Origin of the sequence: Flavobacterium kingsejongi, from assembly GCF_003076475.1 — a bacterium.
GTDB classification, from domain to species: Bacteria; Bacteroidota; Bacteroidia; order Flavobacteriales; family Flavobacteriaceae; genus Flavobacterium; species Flavobacterium kingsejongi.
Genome location: NZ_CP020919.1, coordinates 519823 through 543746, shown reverse-complemented (window position 1 = coordinate 543746; position 23924 = coordinate 519823). Strand labels below are relative to the sequence as shown.

Sequence of the window (23924 nt, the reverse complement as noted above, 5' to 3'; positions counted from 1 at the left end):
TACTGATACTATAGTGAAAATGTAAAAAAGAAGCAGTTGTTGTCAGTGGCAGCTTTTAGAGTGATAGTAACATCCCCTCAGCCTAAAGCAATAGAGGCCTGTCCGGTACTTTGGCTTCGGCCAACATCGAAATAGTAACAATCAAAGAAATTACCTCCGGTACACGAGACCCAAAATAATAGCCAATTAGTATTTAGGGTTTCTCAAAGCCATTAGGTAATGTAATCCGGTAACGGAATAATTAACTAAAAACCTTAATGAATGAAAACAAAAACAAGAGTAATTGCGGCAGCAATAGCAGTATGCTGCGCAGGGTTTGTCGCCTGTAACAAAAATGATGATGACAATAGCGTCATCGGTACTGAGCCAAAGGCTGTTGAAACACCGGAACTTCTCGCACTGGTCTGTGATCCACCACAGGGTCGATTGGCCGATAATTATGGCAGCGTATTACGGCGGGCCATGAATAGTACGGAGCAATGCAATAACCTGGAATTTGGGAATATCATCCGGGCCTATGGGCAGCAGCGGGATGCTTTTTCGGTCACGAACGGGGAAACATTGAGCCTCTTATTCTTAATCAATGCTTTTATAAGTGATACGACTAATGTTACTTTTGGCGCGAATGGGGAATATACGGTACTAATGCAGGAACGAAAAACGGAATTACAGCGCTTCTGGCAATTTTGGGATCCTGTGACGCTACTGGGCCAGCACCATTCTTTTTTTGGAGACCGTACGGCACTATTGAATGCGTATAGCATTTGTAATCAGGCTACCGTGGGCGATGTTGAAGCACAAGCCGACCTGATTATAGCTGCGTATGCGGACCAGAATTCGACGTTGCGAACACCGATTTATGTGATGGATGCCTATGCACAAATTCAGGGGGGTAACCGATCCATTGTGATAGGGGATGGGATGATTGATATCATGGCGCAGGTTGCACAGGTGGAAAAAGGGATTGCATGGACAGGAATATTGGCACACGAATGGGCCCACCAGATCCAGTTTAATAACGTTACCGATCAACAGGCGACACCGGAATGGACACGGCATAATGAACTGGGTGCCGATTTTATGGCAGCTTATTTTATGACCCATCCCGAAGGCAGCCAGTACCTGTGGAGTGAGGAAGTCGACTTTTACCAGTTGTTCTTCCAGATTGGGGACTGTGAATTCCAGGATGCAGGGCACCATGGAACTCCGCAACAGCGCATGGCAGCAGCACGTATGGGCTATACCATTGCAAAAACGGCAGCGGCAACCGCTCCATTATCACAGACCGAGATACTGGCACTGTTTAATACCCTGGCGGACGAAATCATTAATGGCCTTCCGGCAGCAAGAACAGCAGGATTAAGCGGGTTTACCCCCGCACAACGAATCGCTTATACTACAGTAAAAGGCTACAGCGATGAAATCCAGGGTATTTTATCCGGTACGGTAGATCCGAAAACATTGGCAGATTAAGCAATGATTCACTGCTGACCGTTTGGACAGCATAACATCGAAAAGGGTTCCGGTAATTGGCTACCGGAACCCTTATTGCTGTATAGCGAAACCCATTGGGCTACGTCCTGATTATAGTATCCGTTTCCAGGGGATTATTATGCGATTACTTTCGTCGGGAATCGTCGGGACAAGGTATCATCAAATTTGTTTACAGAACGGCATTCCTATAGCGCACGTACTTTTTTCTTACACGAAATATATCGTTATCTGATATAAAAAAAACATATCGCGGCAAATTGTGTCTCTACGGTGTATTTATTTTACGAAAACGTTGTAGTCATATTGTTGTATTTCAGCAATGGGTACACATAAAGCGAATTGGCGGGTGTTTCGGAAGTACGAGCCATAAGAATACAATTCAAAAAAACAGCTTTCAATAGGGGCTCCCCGCCCAGTAGAGCTGTAAACTATTTTGTTGTCCTGGTAGTGATGTGTATCGGAACAACAAAAAACAGCATAATCCTACTATACCATTTGATAAGTAACCCTAAAACTTACATACGCATGAAGAAGTACGACAATTGCCATGTCAACATTGAGCAAGAGGATATTGAAAGTGTGGTCGCTGCATTGACGGCCGACAGTATTTCGGGCAAAGGCCCGGCTGTAAAGCAGTTTGAACAGGATCTGGCCCATTTTTTTAAGGTTCCCCATACCTTGTGCTGCAGCAATGCCACTATGGGGATTTATATGATCCTGCTCCTGGAGGATATTGGTCCCGGAGACGAAGTGCTCCTGCCGCCAACGGCCCCGGTGATGACGATATTACCGATATTGAATGCCGGAGCCACTCCCGTATTTGTCGATAATGAACCCGGGAATTTCAATGTCTGCGTGACGGACCTGCAACAGAAAATCTCCGATAAAACCCGGCTGCTGATCAATGTCCCCATGTGGGGCTATGCGAATAATGTAGATCGTATTTCGGATATTTGCCGCGCCAAAGGCATCAAAGTACTGGAAGACAATTCCCATTGCCACGGCACCCGACTGAAAGATAGTTACTTAGGTTCCTTTGGGGATTATGCTATTTTTAGCACCCATGAACGAAAACTGGTCACCACCGGGGAAGGGGCTTTTTTCCTGATTCGGGCCCTGGCCGATTACAACCGCCTGATGGAGCTCCGCTCTTTTGGGGAAGTGTGCCGGACCGATCCGGAATACCGAAATGTACAAGGAGCTTATGGTTTTTTCTCCGGGCTTAACTTTAAGATGAGTGCGATTAATGCCGCCTTAGGCAGTACGCAACTGCAAAAATTACCCGCCAAGATCAAAGTGCGCCAGGAACATGGGCGTTACCTGGCCGAACAGCTCCACCAGTATACGGATGATATCCGGGAAATTACCAATGGCATGCCCTCCGAAGACAATTATTATTCGATTGTTTGCAAGACTTCTATCGCCCGCCGTGCCCGGATAGAAGAGGCATTACGGCAATCCAATATCATTTCCGATCCGCTCCGGTACCAGTACCAGCCTTTGTATAAGATGCCACTGTTCGCGCCTTATGCCTCGTCCTGCCCGAATGCGGAAGCCCTGATTCCCACGATATTTTCCCTTCCGGTTCATGAAGGGCTTAGCAAAGAAGAACTGGACCTGTTTTTAAATATAATCTACAGCACCTGATGAAAAAACAACCTACTGTTAGTGTAATCGTATTCCGCACTTTAGCGCAGGATACCGATGTATTATTGATCCACCACCGGAAGTTTGACCGCTGGATGGTACCGGGCGGCCACGTGGAACCGGTTGAAAATCCCAATGAAGCCGCCATACGGGAAGTGCTGGAAGAAACGGGAATAGGGATCCGGCTGGTTTCCTTCCTTCACCAGCTGCACCCGGTTTCGGATGCGGAATGTTTGCTGCCTCCCGAATACCTCTACCAGCAACTGATACCGGCTTCTTCAAAAGAGGCGGCCCATTACCATATCGACATGACCTATATCGGTACAGCCATCGGAGGGGAACTGACCCTGAATGCTGCCGAGACTAAAGCTGTACGATGGGTACCCATAGCCGACATTGCGACGGTCAACACCTTTGAAGGCACCCGAAGCACCATTACCGATACGTATAATAAACTATGTAACACCCCAAAGCAATTATGAAATCTAAAAAACTAAGAATCGCGGTGGTCGGGTTAGGCGAGCAAATGTGTGATAATTTGTTTGTCCCGATTTCCATCAGCCAGTACACCAAGATTGTAGCGATCTGTGATGTTTCGCAAAAGGCACTGGACGCTTTTGAACATAAATTTGGGGTGTTCCAGCAGTATACCTCGTATGAAGTGATGATTGCGACCGAAAATATCGATGTGATCGTGATCTCTTCCTATCCCGATATCCATTATGCGGTAGCGAAACATGCGATGCAAAATGGAATCCATGTATTCATTGAAAAACCGCCGACGCGAAATCTGGAACAGCTGAATGACCTCGTAGGGATCGCAGCCGCACAGGGCATCAAAACGGGAGTAGGTATGAATTTCAGCTATACGGATTCGCATGAGATATTGAAAAACGTGATTTGCAATGCCGATTTTGGTGCGCTGTCCTTTGTCCTTATTGAGCACATTAGCAGCAAACCCAAAGAACCGTTATGGAACCTTGACTCTACGATAGAATCTTTCTTGCTGGCACAACTCATCCATCCGCTGGATTACATCCTCTCGATTGGGGGGAAATATAAAACGCTGGATGTTCACTTTTCTAAAAATGACTATCCGCTGGTGCTCCAGATCATGATCGAATTTGAAAACGGGATCATCGGTTGCCTGAAAAGTGGTTCCTATTATCCGCGCTTTCGCCACCAGGTGGAAATGATCAGCGACCAGGGGAATACGGTACGGATTGATGACCTTGCCAATATTGAAATTACCACGGGTAATAATGCCATTGCGCCCTTTGACCTCAAAGCGAAACAATGCGTAACGGTCTACACGCCCAGTCCGTTGAAAAGTGGGTATTCGAAAGCCGGATATGAAACGGAACTGAATATCTTCTTTGAACATGTATTGCACGACACGCCCTATGAACATGCCCTGACGGATATGATTAAGGTCTATGAAGCGATGGAAGATATCCAGAAAGGCATGGATTACAAATCCAGCCGGCTCAAAACCGAAGTAGAACATTCAACACTATTATAAGATGGACATCACCGATTTTGTATTGTTTCCGGGTATGGATGCCCTGGACCACAGCGCGTCGGTAACCGACTATGAAAATGCGCTCAAAAAATATTTTAATGCAGCCTATTGTGTTTCGCTCACCTCGGGTACGGCGGCCATTATTGTTGCCTTGCAGGCAGTAGGGATCCAGTCCGGGGATGAAGTGATTACTTCGGCCGCAGCACCATTGTGTACTGCGTTTCCCATTCTTTCCACCGGGGCTGAACTGGTTTTTTCGGATTGCTGCCGGACCCACTTTGGCCTGGATATCGCCGGATTACAGCATTCGCTTACCCGAAAGACCAAAGCGATAGTGGAAGTCCCCATGTGGGGGTATGGCATCCCGGCGGAAGCGATTGAACTTTGGGCGGCCGAAAGGGAAATTCCCCTGATTTTTGACCTGGCTCATTGTGCCGGGACACAGTATAACGGATTACCTTTGTCGCAGTTTTGTGATATTGCCTGTTTCAGCACCCAGAAGAATAAGATGTTTTCGACCGGGGAGGGTGGTTTCCTGTTGACGGATAATGAAGCATATTACCGGCGGGCGCTGTCCTACAGCCGGATGGGGAACCTCAACGGAATTGATTTTGGGGTGAACTACAGGCTGAGTCCCTATTTAGCGGAAAAGGGTATATCAGCCCTGGCAGAACTCCCGGACAATCTGAACCTGCGGGCACAACAAAGCCAAAGTATTATAGCACAGATTGATCATCCGGCAGTCCGCGAACTGGAAGTAGTGCCGGGATCAATACCGAGTTACCAACGGCTGCTGCTGCAATCGGATCAGGGTGGGGCTGCATTGGCCAGCTATCTCGTAAAAGAGGGCATACCATCGGATATGAAAAAATACAATATCTGGCCGCTGTATGAATATCCGGTGCTCTGGAAATACAGTGCCGACTGCCCGAATGCAGAACATCTGTTAGAAACGACCACCACAATCCCGGTGCATCAGCGGTATACGCCGGAACAGTTAGCCCAAATGGCTACTATAATCAATAATTATCCTTACTGATATGACAGTTCAAAATTATACGAATATACAGGTCCTGTCCATCGACCTTGATGGCACTTTATTGCAAACAGACGGCACAGTGGCTCCTATTACAGTGGACGCCTTAAACGAATGCAGGGCGCTGGGCATGCACCTTATTTTTAATACGGCCCGTCCCGCCAGCATGATCCCGAAGCCAGTATATGAGGCATTCTGCCAGGACTATTGGGTGTTTTCCAACGGTACAACGGCGCAGAAAGAGGGGAAGGAACTCTTTAATATCACCATGGATGCGCTGCACATAGCCCCGCTGATTACCAAACTCCATACGGATTACAGCCACTACTTTTTCTCTATAGAATCGGGTGGGCGCATTTATGCTCCCTGTATCGAAAAGCAGCCAAATTCCGATTTTAAGGCGGAGCTCCACCCTTTGGAAGTACTGTTGGAGAAAGCGGTAAACAAGGTCACGGTAATCGCCGAAGACCGGAATTTTCCACACCATGAAATCACAGCACTCCTGACGGAAGACCAACGGTTGCTGATTACCGAAGAAGGGAAATTCATCCAGGTCATGCCACGCCTGATTTCAAAATGCAGTGCTGTGGAATACATTACCGGAAGCCTGGGGCTCGATATGTCGCATGTGGTTGCCTTTGGGGACGATGTGAATGATATTGAATTATTGGTCGCATCGGGAATTGGGGTCGCGATGGCCAATGCCAATGCCTTGGTGCGCTCCAAAGCCGATTGTATGACCACCTCCAATAATGATAACGGGGTGGGGAATTTTGTGACAGCAATCTTACAGCAGCGAATACATCACAACCTTTAAAAAAGCACTGTTATGCAGTATCAAAACCAGCCGGTACCGGAAACCGGATCTATCATTTCCGACTTGGCTAAAGAAGCATTAGCCACATTTTTCAATACGCTTTATGACAATAATATGGGGATGGGCAGCATTTGTATCGCTGTAAAAGATACTGTTGTCTACCAGCATTCGGTAGGGTATAAGTTTACCACTCCTACCGGGAAAATCCCCGCACACCAATATACACGGTACCGGGTAGGTTCCATTTCAAAATCCTTTACAGCCGTCCTGATTTTTCAGTTGTACGAAGAAGGCCTTTTGGACCTCAATGCCGTACTGTCCAAATACATTCCGGGTGTCCCGAACGGGGATCGTATCCGGATCAGTGACCTGCTCCACCACAGGAGCGGGCTGCATGATATCAGTGATACACCCAACTTTAGGGCGTGGTCTATTGTGCCGAAGACGCAACAGCAGGTCATCGACCGGATCATACAATGCACTCCCGATTTTGAACCGGACCAAATGGCGGTATATTCGAATTCCAATTATATCTTCCTCGGATTTATAGCGGAACGGGTCACCGGCCTGTCTTTAAAACAATTGATCAAAGAGCGGATCTGTAATAGGGGACAACTCAACAGTACCTATTATGGTGGCAAGATTGCCGTTCAGCATAACGAATGTTATTCCTATACTTTCCAGGAGGACTGGGTAGTGGAAGATTCGACCTGTATGGATATCGCCCATGGTGCAGGAGCGGTCGTCGCATCACCCTATGACCTGACGCTATTTATACGTGCCGTGTTCACCGGAAAGTTCTTTTCCCAGGAGACACTGGAGTACCTGTTAACGGAGAAGGATACCTTCGGGATGGGCATCCACCCGATTGGTTTTTGCGGTAAACCCGGACATGGGCACCACGGTGCTTTAGATGGTTTTGCTTCCCAGGTGTGGTACTACCCGGAAGAAGAACTGAGTATTGCTTATTGCGCGAACGGACTGGTGTATCCCATCAACCGGATTATGATCCGCGTGCTGCAAATTATTTTTAAATAAACATCTGCCAAACCACTAAGAACGCCAAAGGATTTTCATTATGAAAATCCTTTGTTGCGTTATACCCTTTCGGATGGCATTTTCGTTAATCCGTTGGAGTGTAACGGATTTTCGGATGGTGTGGCGGTCATCACTTTTAAAAAGATGGTTTTGATACTTGCAATTTCATCTTCGTAAATGGTTTTCTTGCGTGTCGCAAAATAAAGGGTATTCTCCAACTTCGGGCTGCCTTCCCACACGAGTTGAATACTGCCGTTTTCGATTTCTTTGCGGCAGAGGAAATCCGGAACTACAGAAAGCCCAATCCCACTGGCCAGGCAACGGACGATGGAGTTGAGGTTGGGTACAATATAATTCGGGCGGAAATCCGGGTATTTGTTGAAATTCAATTGCCAGAAACGGCGCAGGTGTTCCATATCGCCTGTAGTCCCGTACCATTTTTGTTCTTTCAGCCAGTTTTCAACGGCTGTACGATCCTCTTGCTGGACAACGGCCTCAAAAGCTGCTACATCAGTATCATTCCCACCGACCAGCACAATGGTTTCGGAAGAAAAAGGCTGGTATTCAATCGTATTGCGCGGAACCATCTGTGGGGTAATGATGATATCGAGTATCCCTTTTTCGAGGTTTTCGACCATCTCCGGGTATTCACCAAACATAATGATGACATTAAACGGCAAGGTAGCAATATAAGGTTCGAGCGTAATCTGGAATGTTTCAAAGCACATCCCGATACTGATGGTAGGCGTATGTTTTTCGGTACTGCGCTGGAAGTTTTTTTCGGCTTCCTCGAGTTTGGTCAGCGCTTCTATGATAAAATTATAGAGCACCTTTCCGCGTTCGGTAGGCACCATCCTCCTTCCGGTACGGTCGAAAAGCTTGTAGCCTACATAATTCTCAAGGGAACTCAGGTGCAGGCTGACACCCGGCTGTGAAATAAACAGCACTTCTGCTGCCCCCGTAAGGGTTCCCGATTTATACACCGCCTTAAAAGTACGGTACCATTCCAGATTTACCATGATTGTAGCTATTATAATTATGATACAAAGGTATGAATTAAGTTATTTTAATAATAGGAAAAGGCGCGGTAACTTTGTACCATCAAAAAATAATAGTACAATGACAAAGATATTCATCATTAATGGGGGTCAGAAATTCGGCCACTCCGGCGGAAGGTTCAACGAAACCATTTCACAGGAAACACTTTCCTTCTTTGAAGGGCATACCGACTTTGAAATAAAAACAACCGATATCAACAGTGATTATGTTGCGGCAGAAGAAGTCGAAAAATTCGTTTGGGCCGATGTGGTCATCTATCATACTCCGGTATGGTGGTTCCAGTTGCCCCACGGTTTTAAAAAATACATTGATGTGGTCTTTACCGAAGGGCATGCCAAAGGAATCTATCATAGTGACGGGCGTACTGCTGCCAATCCTACGGTCAATTATGGGACAGGTGGTATGCTGCATGGCCGTAAGTACATGCTGACCACTTCCTGGAATGCGCCAAAAGAAGCCTTTACCCTGCCGGGCGAATTTTTCAGCCAGAAGTCGGTAGACGAAGGGCCATTATTTGGTTTCCATCGTATGAACGCCTTTACCGGAATGGAACCTCTGGAAAGCATGCATTTTCATGATATTGAAAAGAATGCTGATGTGGCACGAGATATTGAATCCTACAAAGCTCATTTAACAAAAACATTTATCGCATAATCATGGCCATACATTTAACAGCAATCGTTACCGGTACTACAGAGAGTACCGCTGCACTGAAAACCCTTCTTAGCGGAATGGTGGAACAATCGGTACAGGAAGCCGCCTGCCTGCAGTATGAACTGTACCAAAGCAGCGAAGATCCCCGCGTATTTATCTTTCACGAATTGTGGGCAGATGAAGCAGGACTGGAGCAGCACAACGCACAACCTTACATACAGGATTTTATAGCCCGTTCGGGGGCATTGCTGGCGCAACCGGCACAACTTTACAAAACAACTTTAATAGCATAAAACATGGAATATAGAAAATTAGGGACATCTGACCTCAACGTATCAGCAATCGCGTATGGTGCTTTTGCCATCGGGGGTACCATGTGGGGCGGCAATGAAAAAGAAGACTCGATTAAAGCCATACATGCTGCACTGGATCATGGCATGACCTCAATAGACACTGCACCGTTTTATGGCCTGGGTCGTAGCGAGGAACTGATTGGGGAAGCGATCCGGGACAGAAGCCGGGATAAAATCCAACTGTTGACGAAGTTCGGGCTGGTATGGGACGGAAGCAATAACGGCAAAGGGGAGTATTTCTTTGACGCTACAGAAGATGGCCGTAATTACCCGGTGTACAAATTAGGATCCAAAGCGAATATCATTAAGGAGCTGGAAGAAAGCCTGAAACGCCTGGGTACGGATTATATCGATTTGCTACAGATCCATTGGCCGGATGCTACAACGCCCATTGATGAAACGATGGAAGCGTTGCAACGGCTGATCGAACAGGGCAAAATCAGGGCAGCGGGTGTTTGCAACTATGACCTGTCACAACTGAAAGCCGCAGAAAAAACAGTGGTACTGGCTTCAGAGCAGGTATCGTATAGCATGCTGAACCGGGGCATTGAAAAAGATATTGTACCTTACACTATCGATAAGAATATTGGGGTTATTGCCTATAGCCCGATGGAACGCGGATTGCTAACCGGGAAATATTTTAAGGAGGCCAAACTAAAAGCAGACGATCATAGAAATGGGTACTTTGGGCAGTTTGAAGCCAATGCGGTAAAAACATTCCTGGATACCATCGCTCCGATAGCGGAAGCTAAAAATGCATCCTTATCTCAGTTGGTACTGCGCTGGACCAGCCTGCAGCCCGGAATTACGGTGGTGTTGGCGGGAGCGCGAAATGCAGCACAGGCGATTGAAAATGCCAAAGCCATGGACCTGACAATTTCAGCAGCAGAACTTACTTTTATCCACGAGGCACTCTCCAAACTATAAGCGATGAAAGCAAGTACATTACTTTTGGCAGCAACGCTTTTGACAGTGGGGCTGGGCCAGGCACAAACGATAAAAAAGACCGTTATGAACGATACAACAGCATTGGCAACAATGGGCTTTAGCCGGGCAAACCACGTGGGGATCGTTACCTCCAACCTGGATGCTTCGATACGGTTCTATGAAGCCCTTACCGGAAAGAAAGCAGCGCCTCAGGATAAAATAGGCGGCAAGCGGATGGCAGGTGTATTGGGGCTGGATAAAGCCCTGATTCGCTATGCGACGATCCACCTGGATAACCTGAACATCGATTTGCTGCAGTATGAAGCACCGGAACCTTCGAAAGCACAGTATGCTAACAACCAAATCGGTGCGATGCACCTGTGTTTTGAAGTAGACAATATCGATGATGCCGTCGCCCGACTGTGTAAGGCAGGAATCAGGCTGCAGGGCGATCCGATTACTTTTATGGAAGAAGATGGGCTCAAAGCGGGTTTTGGAACTGCCGTAGCCTACTTCGATGATCCGGATGGCACGCACCTCGAAATTATTGCTCCACAGGGGCCTTTTAAAAGAACCGGTAACTAATCGGCACTACTAACCACCGAAACTGTTTTGTTCCGGTACTTAATCCATTTTCTATGAAGCGATTTTATGCTACACTACTGTTCAGTTTATTTTTTGGGATGACAGCAATGGCCCAACGGCCTGATGCTACTGTCAAACGGTATGTCAAAGTGCCACAGGGCTACCTTATGGTGCTTTTACAGGGAGACAACATAATCAGCCAGCTGGAAGCTTTTGCAGAAGCGGAGAAAATACCAGCCGCGAACTTTACCGGAATGGGTTTTGTGGATATGAAATTTGGGTTCTTCAACTTCGAAACCCGCAAGTTTGATCCCAAAATGTTTAAAAAGGTAGAATTAGCCAGTATGAATGGGACTATTGCCTGGCAGAAGGGGAAAGTATCAGTTCATGCACATGGTGTGGTGACGGATAAAAACTTCAATGCTTTTGGTGGCCATATCTTGGAGGGCACTGTAGGGACGGGATCGGTAGAGATTATGATCCTTGTACACGATACGCAATTGGAACGGAAGTATGAAGATTATATTGGTGCCAATGTATTGTGCATTGATCACTGTGACTAAAAGGACACAGGACATCATAAAAAAAAGGAATTACACTACTGTAATTCCTTTTTTTTATGGCTGTAAAGACTGTTTTATTGTGCGGTGGCCGGAGGTGCCAGCATACCCGGAACTCCTGATGTAGCTGCTTTGGCTGCTGCTTTTGGAGAATCGAGTGGTGCGCCTACTGCGATATCACAACGGTGATTCGGCTGTCCGTGCGGTGGGTTCATTCCCGGTGCGGTAACTACTGCTGCACTGGAATTGGCCGCTACATTCACGGGGGTCTGTACTTGTGTTTGTACGGGTGCCGGAGTGCTGGCAGCTTTTGGTGAATTTAATGGTGCGCCTATTGCGATATCACAACGGTGGTTGGGTTGCCCGTGTGGTGGATTCATTCCCGGTGCGGTAGCCACGGGTTTGCCCTGTGTAGGGGTCACGGTAACGGGAGTTGGCATTTGTGGTGTACCGGCAGTAACAGTTTGTGGTGCTTGTGCCTGCGGTGTAGAATTTAATGGAGCGCCTACTGCAATATCACAACGGTGATTGGGCTGCCCGTGTGGCGGATTCATGCCGGGTGCTGTAGCTGCTACTACAGCCGGAGCCTGCAGCATGCTTGGATCGGGAACACCCTGATTGGGTACCACATTGGTGTTAGGGGTTATATTTTGGGCTTCGGTCGCTGAACTTTCCTGTGGCTGCAATTCTTTTTTGCATGAAAGTGTTACCAAAGCAGTCAGTAAAAGTCCTGATAGTAATGAAAGCTTCATGTTATAAATATTTAGAATCCAAATATAATAAATAAAAAAGAGTTCGGGCTAAAAGTAAGCTCTTAACTGCACACTTCCAGTATGTATGGTCTGGCTGGTTTCGCTTTTCCGGCCCTGGTAATTGATATTGACGTCGAGGTATTGCGTCAGGTTCTTCTGGAGCAATAACCGCCAGGTGAGGTTTTGTCCCGCCTGTAGGCCTTCCAGCATCTGATAGGCGACGGCTGAGGTTTCAATACCGGTAAAATCATTCTGGTAAAAGGAGAATTCGCCATTCATCGAAAATTTTTTGTCACTGTTGTAGGTAAAAGAAGTCCCGATACGCTGCTGGTTGAGTGTTTCCAGGTTACCAATATCATTTTTCTTTTTCTGGTATTCGTAAAAGACATCCCAACTGGCATTCTTCGAAAACAGGTAGGAGATTTTAGGAGAAGCCTGCCGGGCATGGACTTCATAATTCTTACTCTCATAATTCTCGGAAAGGGTTGTCGTTGCGGTTGTTTTCCCTGACAAGGTAACAAGCCAGCTTTTTTTGTACAAATGCACATACTGCAATTGATGGGAATTGATCCGGTTTTCCTGGGATCCCACCGATAGCAGGTTTTTGGCTTTATTGCTCAAGTAGGTATAGGTCACGGAATGATTCTGCTTACCACGGTTGTAAAAAAGGCTGTTTCGGAGGCTGGAATTCAGGCCCAGGACATCATCACCATTTTTCCCAAAAGGGTTGAGGTCGAAATTGTCTTTGTCGCGGATGATCTTACGGTCGACGAGATAGGAGGTTTGGTTGTAAAAATAAGACAGCAGTTTGCGGAAGCCTTTTTCATTTTGCCACTGCATCGCATTCAGGATGACCGATTGGGAGAATTTATTCTGATGTGTTTTTACAAATACCTGGTTGGGCAGGAAGACCCGGATGTATTTTGCCTGGTCGATAAAGGGAGCAACTTCAAATTCCTGTAGCTCCTGGATGCCATTGCCATTATAATCGTTCCACATATAAATCCCCTGGCCGGGATCGACCTCGATATAGGTGAATTCCTGTTGGGCGATGGTTCCGGAAGTGGTTTCAAATGCTGAAGTCAGCTGGATTAACTGGTCAAAGAAACGATCGTTGTACAGCAACCTCGAATTGAGTGAAGGTTCATTGGGAATACTGCGGTCTTCAAATTTCAGGCTCCGGTAATTGACGAACAATGACAGGTCGCTTTTCTCATTCTGGATCAGGCGTGATTTCAGGTAGAAGGAATTGGAGGCATTCACGCGTTTTAGCAACCCGTTTTGCAAACTGTCATTTACCCGGTTCAGGTAACCGATTTCCACAAATACTTTGGTAGAATCCCCACGTCCGGTAAACACACCAAACTCGGTGAACCGCTGGCTTAAAGCCGAGAACAATCCGGTTTCCTTGATTTTCTCCTCATTGTTTTCCAATCGTAACGTACCACCCGCCCAGTTTTTGCCAAAATGATACCGCGCCTGGGACTGGTTCCGGATGAATTGGGATTCGGCATAAGTACCATCGCTCTTGAGGTAGCTTCCGTGATTGAGCAGCCTCCAGCCCCCAAACTTAAAATTGGCATCCAATACCTGGCGGCTACCGGAAAAGGTATCGGAGAAATCCAGTTTTTCAAACTGGTAATTGAAATAGCCTTTCTGCGGCAGGTTAAAACGTGCACCGGCAATCAGGAAACTTTGATTCCCCGTAGTGGTGGTATTCAGGTTCCAGTCCCGGTCGAATTCAATGGTAAAAAGGCGTTCAATGGTCCGGAAGTTTTTCTGGACAAACTGGTAATTGGCAAAGGCATCAATTTGCCAGGTTTTGTCATACACCCTTTTTTTAGCATTGATCTTTCCTGCCATGCCTGTATTGTCATCGTCGTTGAGGGTTGAAAAGAGGTTGAGGTCATTGTTGCTCACCCCGATTTCAAAATCGATATTGGTCTTTTCGTCCGGGTTGTATTTTCCCATCAGGGTGGCGATCTGTATTTTTGTTGGTGGTACCAGCCGGATGATCGGTTCATAATTCCCCTGGGGTACGCCACTAACCGGGGCGACATACTGGTAGATCTTACCTACTGCGGCATTATTCCCGATCGTATAATTCCCCTGATTGTTGCCTACTAAGTTGAAACGGACGTTGTAGAGTACATCTTCGGGATTGGTAGAATATTCAAAGGCTTCCACATTATTGACCGTGATTTTACGGTACAGGATTTTGTTGGCGGAATAGCTGTCAATATAAGCTGATGGCGCCACCATCTGTGTAGGATCATCACCGGCATCAACCAGCGCCTGTACCTGTTCGGGCGAAAGGTTTTGCTGTAGCGGTTGGTTTTTGACATCATTTTCGGAATACAGATAGCCACCAATACTCCAGTCCTTGCGTTCATGGGTTACTCCGGCATAAGTTACAAAACGCGTATAGTTGCGGTCGGTGAATTGGTATTCGACATTGATACGCATTTCGGAAGTGATTGGAAAAAGCGAGGTAAATACAATTTCCCCGGCATTATAATCAATCACATAATCTTTGTTTTCGCCACGTTCGAGCAAGATCCCATTGACATAGACCCGTTCGCTTCCCGAAATGACCAGGACATACAATTCTCCATTACTGCCTTTGAGTTTATACGGGCCCTGATTGCCTTCCTGCCCGGTAAAAGTGCTCTTGGCATACTGGCCCCGGACGAGTGCCGCAGACGCAAATATGGTAGTCTTGTTATCGGGTGTGCCGAATTCGAAATTGGCCGCGACACCCTGTACTTTTTTATTGAAATTCAGGAATCGGGATTTGCGGTTTTCTAAGAAGAGATCCCCGGCGCGGATGCTCCATTTGTCACTAAAGAGTTCGATGAATATCTGGTCAAATTCGTCCAGCTTTTGGGAATAGCCACCTTCCTGCAAGGGAATGTTGCTGTCCTGTATGGAGGCGCGAAGGCTTACTTTATCGGAGATCTTACCTGTAATCTGCAGGTCGAGTGCCGAATTGACCACGGCATTCTGGTTGTTCCCGATTGTGATGCCCCGTGTAATGCTACCGGAAGTATTTAGCCCTTCAAAAGGAACAAAACGCTTGAGGGCCGTAGCGTTGACTTTGTATAAACTGCCATTTAAGGCACTGTTGCTGACGACCCTGCTGTCATCATAAATACTGTATTCTTTGGTCAGGAAATGGGGGAGGCTAACATAGTCTACCGTAAGGCTGTCTCCTGGTGCTGCTTTGCCTTTTCGGAAAAGTAAGGTTGCTTTTTGGTAATTGATGGTGTAGGCGGTGCTGTCAATCACCTGTCCGCTGGCCGTACGGACACGGAATCCGTTGGGGTTGATGCTCACACTGTCAATATGGATGGTATCGGAAGTGGCAGCAATGCGGATACTTTTATGCGATGGATTGATTTCCTGGGCCGCTACTACGGAACAGAAAAAAAGGACGATCGGGAAAAGTAACTTTTTTAACATACTCTTAATAACTCCAAAACGTCAAAAGTAGTGTATTGTCCCTTAAAAAATCAATACTGCCGGGAGATCGCCACTTAATTTAACGGTATTCCCGGCAGTATGGTATTAGGTTATTCGGCCTTGGTGACGATTTGCATGGTCTCGCGGCTCACCTGCTTGATCAGGACATCTTTACCATTCTCTACAATTTTGGAAGCGGCATCGGTAAAATGACGGATCGTATAGAGCGAAACATCGTCATTATGGGTGACTTTGAATTTCTTGGACAACAGGCTTTTCAGTTCCTTGAAATTCCCGAATTTATCATCTACGCATACCGAGAAACTAATCGCAGAATTCTGGATCAGGTGTACTTTCATCTTGAACTGGTGCAACAACGCGAAAATTTCGCTGATGTTTTCTTCCATGATAAAAGAGAAGTTGATCGAGGACAGCGAGATCAGCAGCTGATTTTTCTTTACGATAAAACACGGGCTGTGCGGTTCCAGATCGGCACCCTTGCTTACGCTTGTGCCGGCAAGGGTAGGGTTGATAAATGACTTGACATATAATGGAATCTCTTTGCGTTGCAGTGGTTGCAGCGTTTTAGGGTGGATTACTGTCGCCCCATAAAAAGCAAGCTCGATCGCTTCGCGGTAGGAAATCTGGTTGAGCAATACGGCATTTTCAAAATAGCGGGGATCTGCATTCATCACGCCCGGTACATCTTTCCAGATGGTGACACTTTCGGCATTCAGGCAATAGGCAAAAATAGCCGCCGTATAATCGGATCCTTCACGGCCAAGCGTGGTCGTGAAATTGTTCTCGTCAGATCCTAAAAACCCCTGAGTGATATTCAGCAGTTTGGTTTTGACGTTTTTGGTAATATTCTTTTGCGTAGCATCCCAGTCTACAGTAGCATCCCGGTAGTTGGTGTCGGTTTTGATAAAATTGCGCACATCCAGCCATTCGGTAGTGATACCCCTAAAGGTCATATAGTGGCTGATAATGGTCGTGGAGATGAGCTCTCCATAACTCACAATCTGGTCGTAGACAAAATTATAGTTGGGCGATTTGTTCTCGCTCAGGAAATTCTCGAGGTCGGAAAAAAGCTTGTTGACAGCTGCAAAGACCGCATGCTTATCGTCCTCAAAAAGGTCAATCAGGATTTCGTTATGGTATTTGCGCACTTCCTGTACAGAAGATTGCAGTTCCCGTGATTTTGCAAAATAGTTTTTGATTACCACTTCCAGGGCATTGGTCGTTTTTCCCATAGCGGAAACTACCAGGATCACATTTTCATAGCCGGCCACCTGAAGCACATCAAAAACATTTCGGACACCGGCAGCATCTTTAACCGAAGCGCCACCAAATTTGAATACTCTCATAATTCTAACACAAAAATTTGAATTCTATACTATTTATTGCTGGAGGAACCTGGCGATACCCACTTCGTCCATTTGTACGGTTTGCCAGTCTTTCAGGACTACTGCCCCGGATTTTACATAAAAATCTACAGCCGCCGTGTTCCAGTCCAGTACATTCCATTCGATTCGGCGGACATTATCTGTCTTGCCCTGCCGGATGATTTCGGAATATAGAGCAAAACCAACGCCTTTACCCCGAACGCTTTCATTGACAATCAGGTCTTCGAGGTGAATGGTCTTTCCTTTCCAGGTGGAATAACGGTTGTAATATAAAGCTACGCCTACAATCACATTGTCGATCTCGGCGACAAAGGTATGAAATAGCGGCACTGTCCCGAATCCGTCCCGCTCGAGGTCGGCCACGGTAATGACTACGGCTTCCGGTTCTTTTTCGAACGCGGCTAACTCTTTGATGAGCAGCAAAACTGCCGCCATATCTGCTTTATTTCCTTTACGGATCTGCATGGAATATTGGTTTTGATGTTGGTAGCTCCTAAACAAGGGAATGCTTTACTAACAATTGCTGTTTAAATTTCAGCAAATGTACAATTATGGAAAACTATACTGTAATAATTATTTCTATTTCACAAAAAAAACGATATTTGTGAACGTTAACTACAACGTTTTAGTACATGGACCAACGCAACAAAACCTTAGGGGAATACATTATCGAAAAGCAGGAAGAATTTCAATATTCTTCGGGAGAATTATCACGACTTATCAACTCCATCCGCCTGGCGGCAAAGGTTGTCAACTATAAAGTAAATAAAGCCGGACTGGTCGATATCATCGGTGCGGCAGGAGAACAGAATATCCAGGGCGAAGATCAGCAGAAGCTCGATGTGTATGCCAATGAAGTGTTCATTCAGACACTTATTAACCGGGAGATCGTTTGTGGTATCGCTTCCGAGGAAAATGATGATTTTATCACAATCAAGGGTAAAGATGAAAGCCATAATAACAAATATGTGGTTTTGATGGATCCGTTGGACGGTTCCTCCAATATTGATGTGAATGTGTCTGTAGGGACTATTTTTTCCGTATACCGCAGGGTAACGCCTATCGGAAGCCCGGTAACGCTGGAAGATTTCCTGCAACCGGGAATCAACCAGGTAGCGGCTGGATATGTAATCTATGGGACATCAACCATGCTGGTATACACGACCGGACATGGGGTCAATGGTTTTACACTGAACCCGGCTATAGGGACTTTTTACCTGTCACATCCCAACATGCAATATAAAAAAGACGGGCACATTTACTCCATTAACGAAGGGAACTATGTTCATTTCCCACAAGGGGTGAAAGATTATATCAAATATTGCCAGTTGGAAGAAGGCGACAGGCCCTATACTTCAAGGTATATCGGTAGCCTTGTTTCCGATTTTCACCGGAATATGATCAAAGGAGGGATTTACATTTACCCTACCAGTTCCAAAGCACCAAGCGGGAAGCTGCGATTATTGTATGAATGTAATCCAATGGCTTTCTTAGCGGAACAGGCAGGAGGAAAAGCCTCTGATGGTTTTGGGCGTATTATGGAAATCCGGCCATCAGAACTGCACCAGCGCGTACCGTTTTTCTGCGGTAGCTACAATATGGTGGAAAAAGCCGAAGAGTTTATGAAGAAAGCAGTTTTGTAGGCATACGGAATGCTCTAAAATAGCGATAAAAAAAGCCCTGAATTTCAGGGCTTTTTTATTATTTGTTCATGTGTTGCATTTCGAAAAGGAAAGTGTCAAGGTCGACATTCAGCACTAAAAGCGAAAGGGACTTGTCTACGATGTACGTTACGTTGCCTGGGGTAAACCCTAAAGCAAGGGCAAATTTCTTAAGGATATCTTTTTGGCGCTGCCCCAATACATGCTCTACATATACCATACGGGAAAGGTCATAAAGACGTTCCAAACGTTGGGTGTGCAGGTACGGTGGGTTAATTGGGTATCGGAAAGGATTTGCTAAAATTTCTGTATATTCTTCAGGAGAAATTTCTAATTGGGTGGCAAGCTTATCGAGGAAAATCTTTTCTTCCGGACTCAGGTGGCCATTCTCCATTGCTACACGAACAATAGAAGCAAAATGACCTTTGTTTCTGTTTTTAAATCCGCTATCAAATAAATCTGAAATTGACATAATCGTTTTTTTAAATATTTTGCAAATATAAATCTATTTCAATTTTAACCGTTAATATTATGAAAGATTTTCATTTCGTTACCTGTTTTGCCGAAAACACTGGGGATGACTTTGTAAACCAATCGCTTATTTTCAAAATAAATTGTAAGTTTGGCTTCTCAAATACTATAAACGTTATCACTTATGTCGGAGTTCTGGTTGTATTTTAATATAGGATTAAAACATGTTTTGGATATTCACGCCTATGACCATGTACTTTTCCTGATGGCATTAACCGTACCGTACAGTTTTAAAGAATGGAGCAGGGTCCTGGTCCTGGTTACCCTTTTTACATTAGGCCATACAACCGCTTTGTTACTTTCGGTATATAAGATCATTTTAATCAATGTCAACGTAGTGGAATTCCTGATTCCTATTACGATCCTTTGTACCGCAGCCTACAATCTCTTTACATCCGGTAAGTCTTCCAAGAACACTAATAATATTAACTTTGCCGGTTTTGTGACCCTGTTTTTCGGGATCATACACGGACTGGGTTTTTCCAATTATTTCAAGACCATATTGCCGGGATCGCCTTCGGGAAAAATACTGCCTTTATTGGAATTTGCCCTGGGAATCGAAGCCGCGCAACTGATTGTGGTACTGGTTATACTGATCCTTTCGTATGTGGTGCAGACTTTTTTCAGATTTTCAAAAAGAGACTGGTCTTTAACGATGTCCGCATTCATAATTGGTGTAGTTTTGCCAATGATTATCGAAAGTAAAATTTGGTAAAAAATTAACGATAATAACAGCAGAACTAATAAATTGCAACTTAATTTTATAAGCTTTAAAAACCAGGCCTGCATCAGAGGATGAATGTAAAAAAACTCAACAAATACGATAAGGCATATCTTCGGATTGCCAAAGAATGGGGACAGCTGTCTTATTGCAAGCGCAAAAAAGTAGGAGCTATCATAGTGAAAGACCGCATGATCATCTCTGATGGTTATAATGGTACGCCTTCGGGTTTTGAAAACTGCTGCGAAGACGATGGGGGATATACCCGATGGTATGTGCTGCATGCTGAAGCCAATGCGATTTTAAAAGTCGCCCGCTCTACCCAATCCTGTGAGGGAGCCACATTATACATCACCCTTTCCCCTTGTAAAGAATGCAGCAAGCTCATCCACCAATCGGGAATAAAAAGAGTGGTCTATTATGAAAATTATAAAGATACTTCCGGTATTGATTTTTTGATAAAAGCAGGGGTCGAAGTGGAATATGTTTCAAGTGTTGAATAAAATGAGGACAGATCAATGAAGATGAATACCAAGTATGTGCCTATTATGGTTTGTGGAGCGTTGGCGCTCGGAATCCTGATTGGCGGCAAAATTAACTTTTCGGTACCCGCAACGGGATTTACCACCAATGCTACGAACAAAGGCAAACTCAACCGATTGATCGATTTTATCGAAAATGACTATGTTGATAATGTCAATACCGACTCCATTATTGATATCACTGTCAATGATATACTCGCGCAACTCGATCCGCATTCCGTATATATTAATTCCGAAGATCTACAGGAAGTCTCCCAGAGCATGAGAGGCGATTTTGTGGGTATTGGTGTCAATTTCTATATGTATAAAGATACGCTTGCCGTAATCAAGACGGTAGAAGGCGGGCCATCTGAAAAAGCCGGAATCAAGTCGGGGGATCGTATCCTGATGGCGGATAATGATGTGCTGTTTGGCCGGAAGCTGCCAAATGACAGTTTGTTTCCAAAGCTAAAAGGCGCTAAAGATTCCGAAGTGACCCTGACAATTTACCGGAAGGAAGAGAACCGCAAATTCAAGGTGCGTGTCAAACGCGATGTTGTGCCGATAAAAAGTGTGGACATTTCGGCCATGCTGGATAAAAATACCGGATACATCAAGATTAACCGTTTTGCAGAAACGACGTACAGTGAGTTCCGAAGGGAGCTGGTCAAGCTCAAAGGGGAAGGTGCTACGCGCCTGGTGATCGATTTACGGGAAAATGGGGGTGGTTATCTTGAAGAAGCCGTACGTATTGCGGACGAATTGCTGAAAGACGAAACCCTGATCGTCATGACCAAAAATAAAGGCGGAAAAGAAGATAAAACGTATGCGACTGAAGGCGGGATTTTTGAAACCGGAAAACTGGCCATACTGATTAATGAAAATAGTGCTTCTGCCAGTGAGATACTCGCAGGTGCCATACAGGATAATGACAGGGGAACCATCATCGGGCGACGCTCGTTTGGTAAAGGCCTCGTGCAGCGCGAAATGCCATTAGGTGATGGTTCGGCAGTACGCCTTACCGTAGCGCGTTATTATACGCCTACCGGAAGATCAATTCAGAAATCGTATGATCATGGTGCTGCGGAATATTTTAAAGAATTTGGGCACCGTTATGAAACCGGCGAACTTTATGCTGCAGACAGTATCAAAATAGCTGATACACTGAAATTTAAAACCCCAAAAGGTAAAATTGTGTATGGCGGTGGTGGTATTGTTCCGGATGTGTTTGTGCCGTTAGAAGGTAAGCATGGAGACGAATCGATAGGATTGGTGATGCAGTCAGGGATTGTGAGTTATTTTGTTTTTGAGCAGTTGGATAAAGATCGTAAGCAATTTGAAGGGGTAGCCTTTCCGGACTTTCTTTTGAAGATGGATAAAAACGACACTTATTTTACCAACTTTAAAAAGTACCTGAAGAACAATGGGGTGACACTGCCTTTGGATCATAACAAAGGCCTTGTAAAGCGCTACCTCACGGCAGAATTTGCCCGGCAGCTGTATGGGGAAAAAGAATATTACCAGATCATTTTAAAAGAAGATGCGATGGTAAAGAAAGCCCTCGACGCTAAGACATTATAAGATACAAAAACAGCCGGCTTGAACCGGCTGTTTTTGTATCTGTAAGTTTGTACTATTATTTTCTAATGCTATCGTGAGCATCGGCATGATTGCCGTCATTCCATAGGGTGAGGATATCAGTTCCTACAGAAGCACCACTACCTGCAGCGATCGACAGCTGGCTTCTCCATCCTGCCAGTGTACCAATGGCGTAGATGCCTTCGGCTACTTTATGATCGGTATTGGTCAATTGGATCCGTTGTTTAACCGCTGGCATTTTTGCATGGGGCACGACGTATTGCATCAGTCCTTCAATTTGAAAAGAATTGGAAGCACCTACGCCTAACACAACAATTTTAGTAGTATAGCTGTTTTTATTGGTAATAACCGTAAAAGCAGGATAGCTGCCTTCAATTTTCATTGCTTTTTCATCTGGAATCTGTTGGATCTGTGGGTACATATCCTTGAGGTGCTGGGTACTTTCGGTCAATAATTCCGAGCCTAATTTTCCAGGAGGGATGCCATAAGCGTTATTGAAAAGGGCGTCCTGAAGTGAAGAGGCTTTTTGGTGGGTAAGAATCCCTGTTTTTTTATCAGCAACGAAAGGCTTGTTGTGGGCAGATCCTAAAATCAGCGCACAGGACATCGAAGAAACACCGCCTCCGATGATTAAAACGTCAAACATAGACTATTGATTTTTTATTTTCTCGTTTACCATACGGGACATTCTGAAGATCAGGATAATTAAAACCGCACAGAAAGAACTGGCAATTCCAATTAATGCCACAAGGCTGTCTCCTGCAAATGGGTTTTTGAAATCCAGTAATGTAACATTGAAGACAATTAAGCCTAAGGCTAAAACAACGAGTATTGTAGTGAAAACTTTCATGAGGTGTGTATTCTGGAAAGAAAATTATGCGATAAAATTATTAAATATTCAATTATTCAAAAAGACCTTTAACATTAGTTGCGAATAATTTAACAGCAATAGCTAAAAGTACAACGCCAAAGACCTTACGGATAATACCCAGTCCATTGGGACCGATGATCCGCTCTATTTTTGCAGAGGCTTTCAGTACGATATAAACGAGTATGATGTTTAAGGCAATGGCAACGATAATGTTGATGGTTTTGTATTCTGCACGCAGCGATAAGAGGGTGGTCATGGTTCCGGCTCCGGCAATAAGCGGGAAGGCGATAGGAACAATAGAGGCGGTACTCGCTTCTTCATCCCGGTACAGGCGTATGCCTAATATCATTTCTAATGCCAGGAAGAATAACACAAAGGATCCTGCAACAGCAAATGAATTGACATCGATCCCGATGAGTTTCAGGATTTCCTCGCCGACAAAAAGAAACGCGATCATGATGACAGCGGCTACTATAGAGGCTTTTTCCGATTCAATTTTTCCAACTTTATTTCGCAGGTTAATAATGATTGGGATGCTGCCAAAAATATCGATCACGGCAAATAATACCATCGTAGCTGTAACAATTTCCCTCCAGTCGAACCCTAAATCAAACTCCATAATTCTTTTTATTATAAAGGTGCAAAAATATTGCAATAAATTGGCATTGTGGCTATGAATAAATTAATTTTTAGCTATAATTCACTGAA

The 23924-nt window shown here is 45.2% G+C and carries 25 protein-coding genes; 16 read left to right on the top strand and 9 right to left on the bottom strand.

The window, feature by feature from the left end:
• The first annotated feature begins 261 nt into the window (after positions 1–261).
• The 7 genes from FK004_RS02465 to FK004_RS02435 all read left to right on the top strand — a co-directional run bounded on the left by FK004_RS02465 (position 262) and on the right by FK004_RS02435 (position 7554).
• The gene (locus FK004_RS02465; RefSeq protein ID WP_108735817.1) at positions 262–1473 is read left to right on the top strand and encodes a hypothetical protein; all 1212 of its coding nucleotides are present in this window, start codon (positions 262–264) and stop codon (positions 1471–1473) included.
• A gap of 546 nt (positions 1474–2019) precedes the next feature.
• Positions 2020–3141, top strand: a complete 1122-nt coding sequence (locus tag FK004_RS02460; RefSeq protein ID WP_157956004.1) for a DegT/DnrJ/EryC1/StrS family aminotransferase — start codon at positions 2020–2022, stop codon at positions 3139–3141.
• Positions 3141–3623 carry an NUDIX hydrolase gene (locus tag FK004_RS02455; RefSeq protein WP_108735815.1) on the top strand — a complete coding sequence of 161 codons (483 nt, stop codon included), beginning with the start codon at positions 3141–3143 and terminating at the stop codon, positions 3621–3623. Before FK004_RS02460 ends, FK004_RS02455 begins: the two co-directional genes overlap by 1 nt.
• Positions 3620–4663, top strand: coding sequence for a Gfo/Idh/MocA family protein (locus tag FK004_RS02450; protein ID WP_108735814.1), 1044 nt, complete (start codon positions 3620–3622; stop codon positions 4661–4663). The genes FK004_RS02455 and FK004_RS02450 overlap by 4 nt, the downstream gene beginning before the upstream one ends.
• A gap of 1 nt (position 4664) precedes the next feature.
• Positions 4665–5702, top strand: coding sequence for a DegT/DnrJ/EryC1/StrS family aminotransferase (locus FK004_RS02445; protein ID WP_108735813.1), 1038 nt, complete (start codon positions 4665–4667; stop codon positions 5700–5702).
• Between the two features lies 1 nt (position 5703).
• Positions 5704–6516 (top strand): HAD-IIB family hydrolase, encoded by an 813-nt coding sequence (locus FK004_RS02440; protein ID WP_108735812.1) that lies wholly within the window; start codon positions 5704–5706, stop codon positions 6514–6516.
• 12 nt (positions 6517–6528) lie between these two features.
• A complete protein-coding gene (locus tag FK004_RS02435) occupies positions 6529–7554 on the top strand; it encodes a serine hydrolase domain-containing protein (protein WP_108735811.1) in 1026 nt (341 codons plus the stop codon).
• A 59-nt stretch (positions 7555–7613) separates the two neighbouring features.
• Here FK004_RS02435 and FK004_RS02430 read toward each other — a convergent pair whose 3' ends face one another.
• Positions 7614–8573, bottom strand: coding sequence for a LysR family transcriptional regulator (locus tag FK004_RS02430; protein WP_108735810.1), 960 nt, complete (start codon positions 8571–8573; stop codon positions 7614–7616).
• Positions 8574–8673: 100 nt separating this feature from the next.
• Here FK004_RS02430 and FK004_RS02425 point away from each other — a divergent pair, with 100 nt between their 5' ends.
• The 5 genes from FK004_RS02425 to FK004_RS02405 are packed head-to-tail and all read left to right on the top strand — an operon-like array spanning position 8674 to position 11695.
• Complete coding sequence (locus FK004_RS02425; RefSeq protein ID WP_108738729.1) at positions 8674–9267, top strand: NAD(P)H-dependent oxidoreductase; 594 nt, start codon at positions 8674–8676, stop codon at positions 9265–9267.
• A gap of 2 nt (positions 9268–9269) precedes the next feature.
• Complete coding sequence (locus FK004_RS02420; protein ID WP_108735809.1) at positions 9270–9560, top strand: putative quinol monooxygenase; 291 nt, start codon at positions 9270–9272, stop codon at positions 9558–9560.
• A 3-nt stretch (positions 9561–9563) separates the two neighbouring features.
• Positions 9564–10547 (top strand): aldo/keto reductase, encoded by a 984-nt coding sequence (locus tag FK004_RS02415; protein ID WP_108735808.1) that lies wholly within the window; start codon positions 9564–9566, stop codon positions 10545–10547.
• A gap of 3 nt (positions 10548–10550) precedes the next feature.
• Positions 10551–11132: a VOC family protein gene (locus tag FK004_RS02410; protein ID WP_227871657.1), complete on the top strand. Its 582-nt coding sequence runs from the start codon at positions 10551–10553 to the stop codon at positions 11130–11132.
• Between the two features lie 53 nt (positions 11133–11185).
• On the top strand, positions 11186–11695 hold the full coding sequence (locus FK004_RS02405) for a PPC domain-containing DNA-binding protein (RefSeq protein ID WP_108735807.1): 510 nt from the start codon (positions 11186–11188) through the stop codon (positions 11693–11695).
• A 74-nt stretch (positions 11696–11769) separates the two neighbouring features.
• Here the strand turns inward: FK004_RS02405 and FK004_RS02400 are convergent, their stop codons facing one another.
• The 4 genes from FK004_RS02400 to FK004_RS02385 form a co-directional block, all read right to left on the bottom strand.
• A complete protein-coding gene (locus FK004_RS02400) occupies positions 11770–12444 on the bottom strand; it encodes a hypothetical protein (protein ID WP_193844351.1) in 675 nt (224 codons plus the stop codon).
• Between the two features lie 48 nt (positions 12445–12492).
• Complete coding sequence (locus FK004_RS02395; protein ID WP_108735806.1) at positions 12493–15906, bottom strand: hypothetical protein; 3414 nt, start codon at positions 15904–15906, stop codon at positions 12493–12495.
• 110 nt (positions 15907–16016) lie between these two features.
• A complete protein-coding gene (locus FK004_RS02390) occupies positions 16017–17273 on the bottom strand; it encodes an aspartate kinase (RefSeq protein WP_108735805.1) in 1257 nt (418 codons plus the stop codon).
• Between the two features lie 33 nt (positions 17274–17306).
• Positions 17307–17777: a GNAT family N-acetyltransferase gene (locus FK004_RS02385; RefSeq protein ID WP_108735804.1), complete on the bottom strand. Its 471-nt coding sequence runs from the start codon at positions 17775–17777 to the stop codon at positions 17307–17309.
• A gap of 167 nt (positions 17778–17944) precedes the next feature.
• On the opposite strand from FK004_RS02385, the gene fbp reads away from it, so the two are divergent.
• Positions 17945–18955, top strand: a complete 1011-nt coding sequence (fbp, locus tag FK004_RS02380) for a class 1 fructose-bisphosphatase (protein ID WP_108735803.1) — start codon at positions 17945–17947, stop codon at positions 18953–18955.
• Positions 18956–19013: 58 nt separating this feature from the next.
• Here fbp and FK004_RS02375 read toward each other — a convergent pair whose 3' ends face one another.
• Complete coding sequence (locus tag FK004_RS02375; RefSeq protein WP_108735802.1) at positions 19014–19445, bottom strand: tellurite resistance TerB family protein; 432 nt, start codon at positions 19443–19445, stop codon at positions 19014–19016.
• Positions 19446–19628: 183 nt separating this feature from the next.
• Here FK004_RS02375 and FK004_RS02370 point away from each other — a divergent pair, with 183 nt between their 5' ends.
• The 3 genes from FK004_RS02370 to FK004_RS02360 all read left to right on the top strand — a co-directional run bounded on the left by FK004_RS02370 (position 19629) and on the right by FK004_RS02360 (position 22327).
• A complete protein-coding gene (locus tag FK004_RS02370; RefSeq protein ID WP_108735801.1) occupies positions 19629–20219 on the top strand; it encodes a HupE/UreJ family protein in 591 nt (196 codons plus the stop codon).
• An 80-nt stretch (positions 20220–20299) separates the two neighbouring features.
• Entirely contained in the window at positions 20300–20728 is a 429-nt protein-coding gene (locus FK004_RS02365; protein WP_108735800.1) for a deoxycytidylate deaminase, read from the top strand.
• Between the two features lie 15 nt (positions 20729–20743).
• Positions 20744–22327 (top strand): S41 family peptidase, encoded by a 1584-nt coding sequence (locus FK004_RS02360; protein ID WP_108735799.1) that lies wholly within the window; start codon positions 20744–20746, stop codon positions 22325–22327.
• A gap of 55 nt (positions 22328–22382) precedes the next feature.
• On the opposite strand, the gene FK004_RS02355 is transcribed toward FK004_RS02360, so the two are convergent.
• The 3 genes from FK004_RS02355 to FK004_RS02345 are packed head-to-tail and all read right to left on the bottom strand — an operon-like array spanning position 22383 to position 23835.
• A complete protein-coding gene (locus tag FK004_RS02355; protein WP_108735798.1) occupies positions 22383–22991 on the bottom strand; it encodes an FAD-dependent oxidoreductase in 609 nt (202 codons plus the stop codon).
• A 3-nt stretch (positions 22992–22994) separates the two neighbouring features.
• The gene (locus tag FK004_RS02350; RefSeq protein ID WP_108735797.1) at positions 22995–23195 is read right to left on the bottom strand and encodes a hypothetical protein; all 201 of its coding nucleotides are present in this window, start codon (positions 23193–23195) and stop codon (positions 22995–22997) included.
• A 52-nt stretch (positions 23196–23247) separates the two neighbouring features.
• A complete protein-coding gene (locus FK004_RS02345) occupies positions 23248–23835 on the bottom strand; it encodes a MarC family protein (RefSeq protein WP_108735796.1) in 588 nt (195 codons plus the stop codon).
• Between the last annotated feature and the right edge of the window lie 89 nt (positions 23836–23924).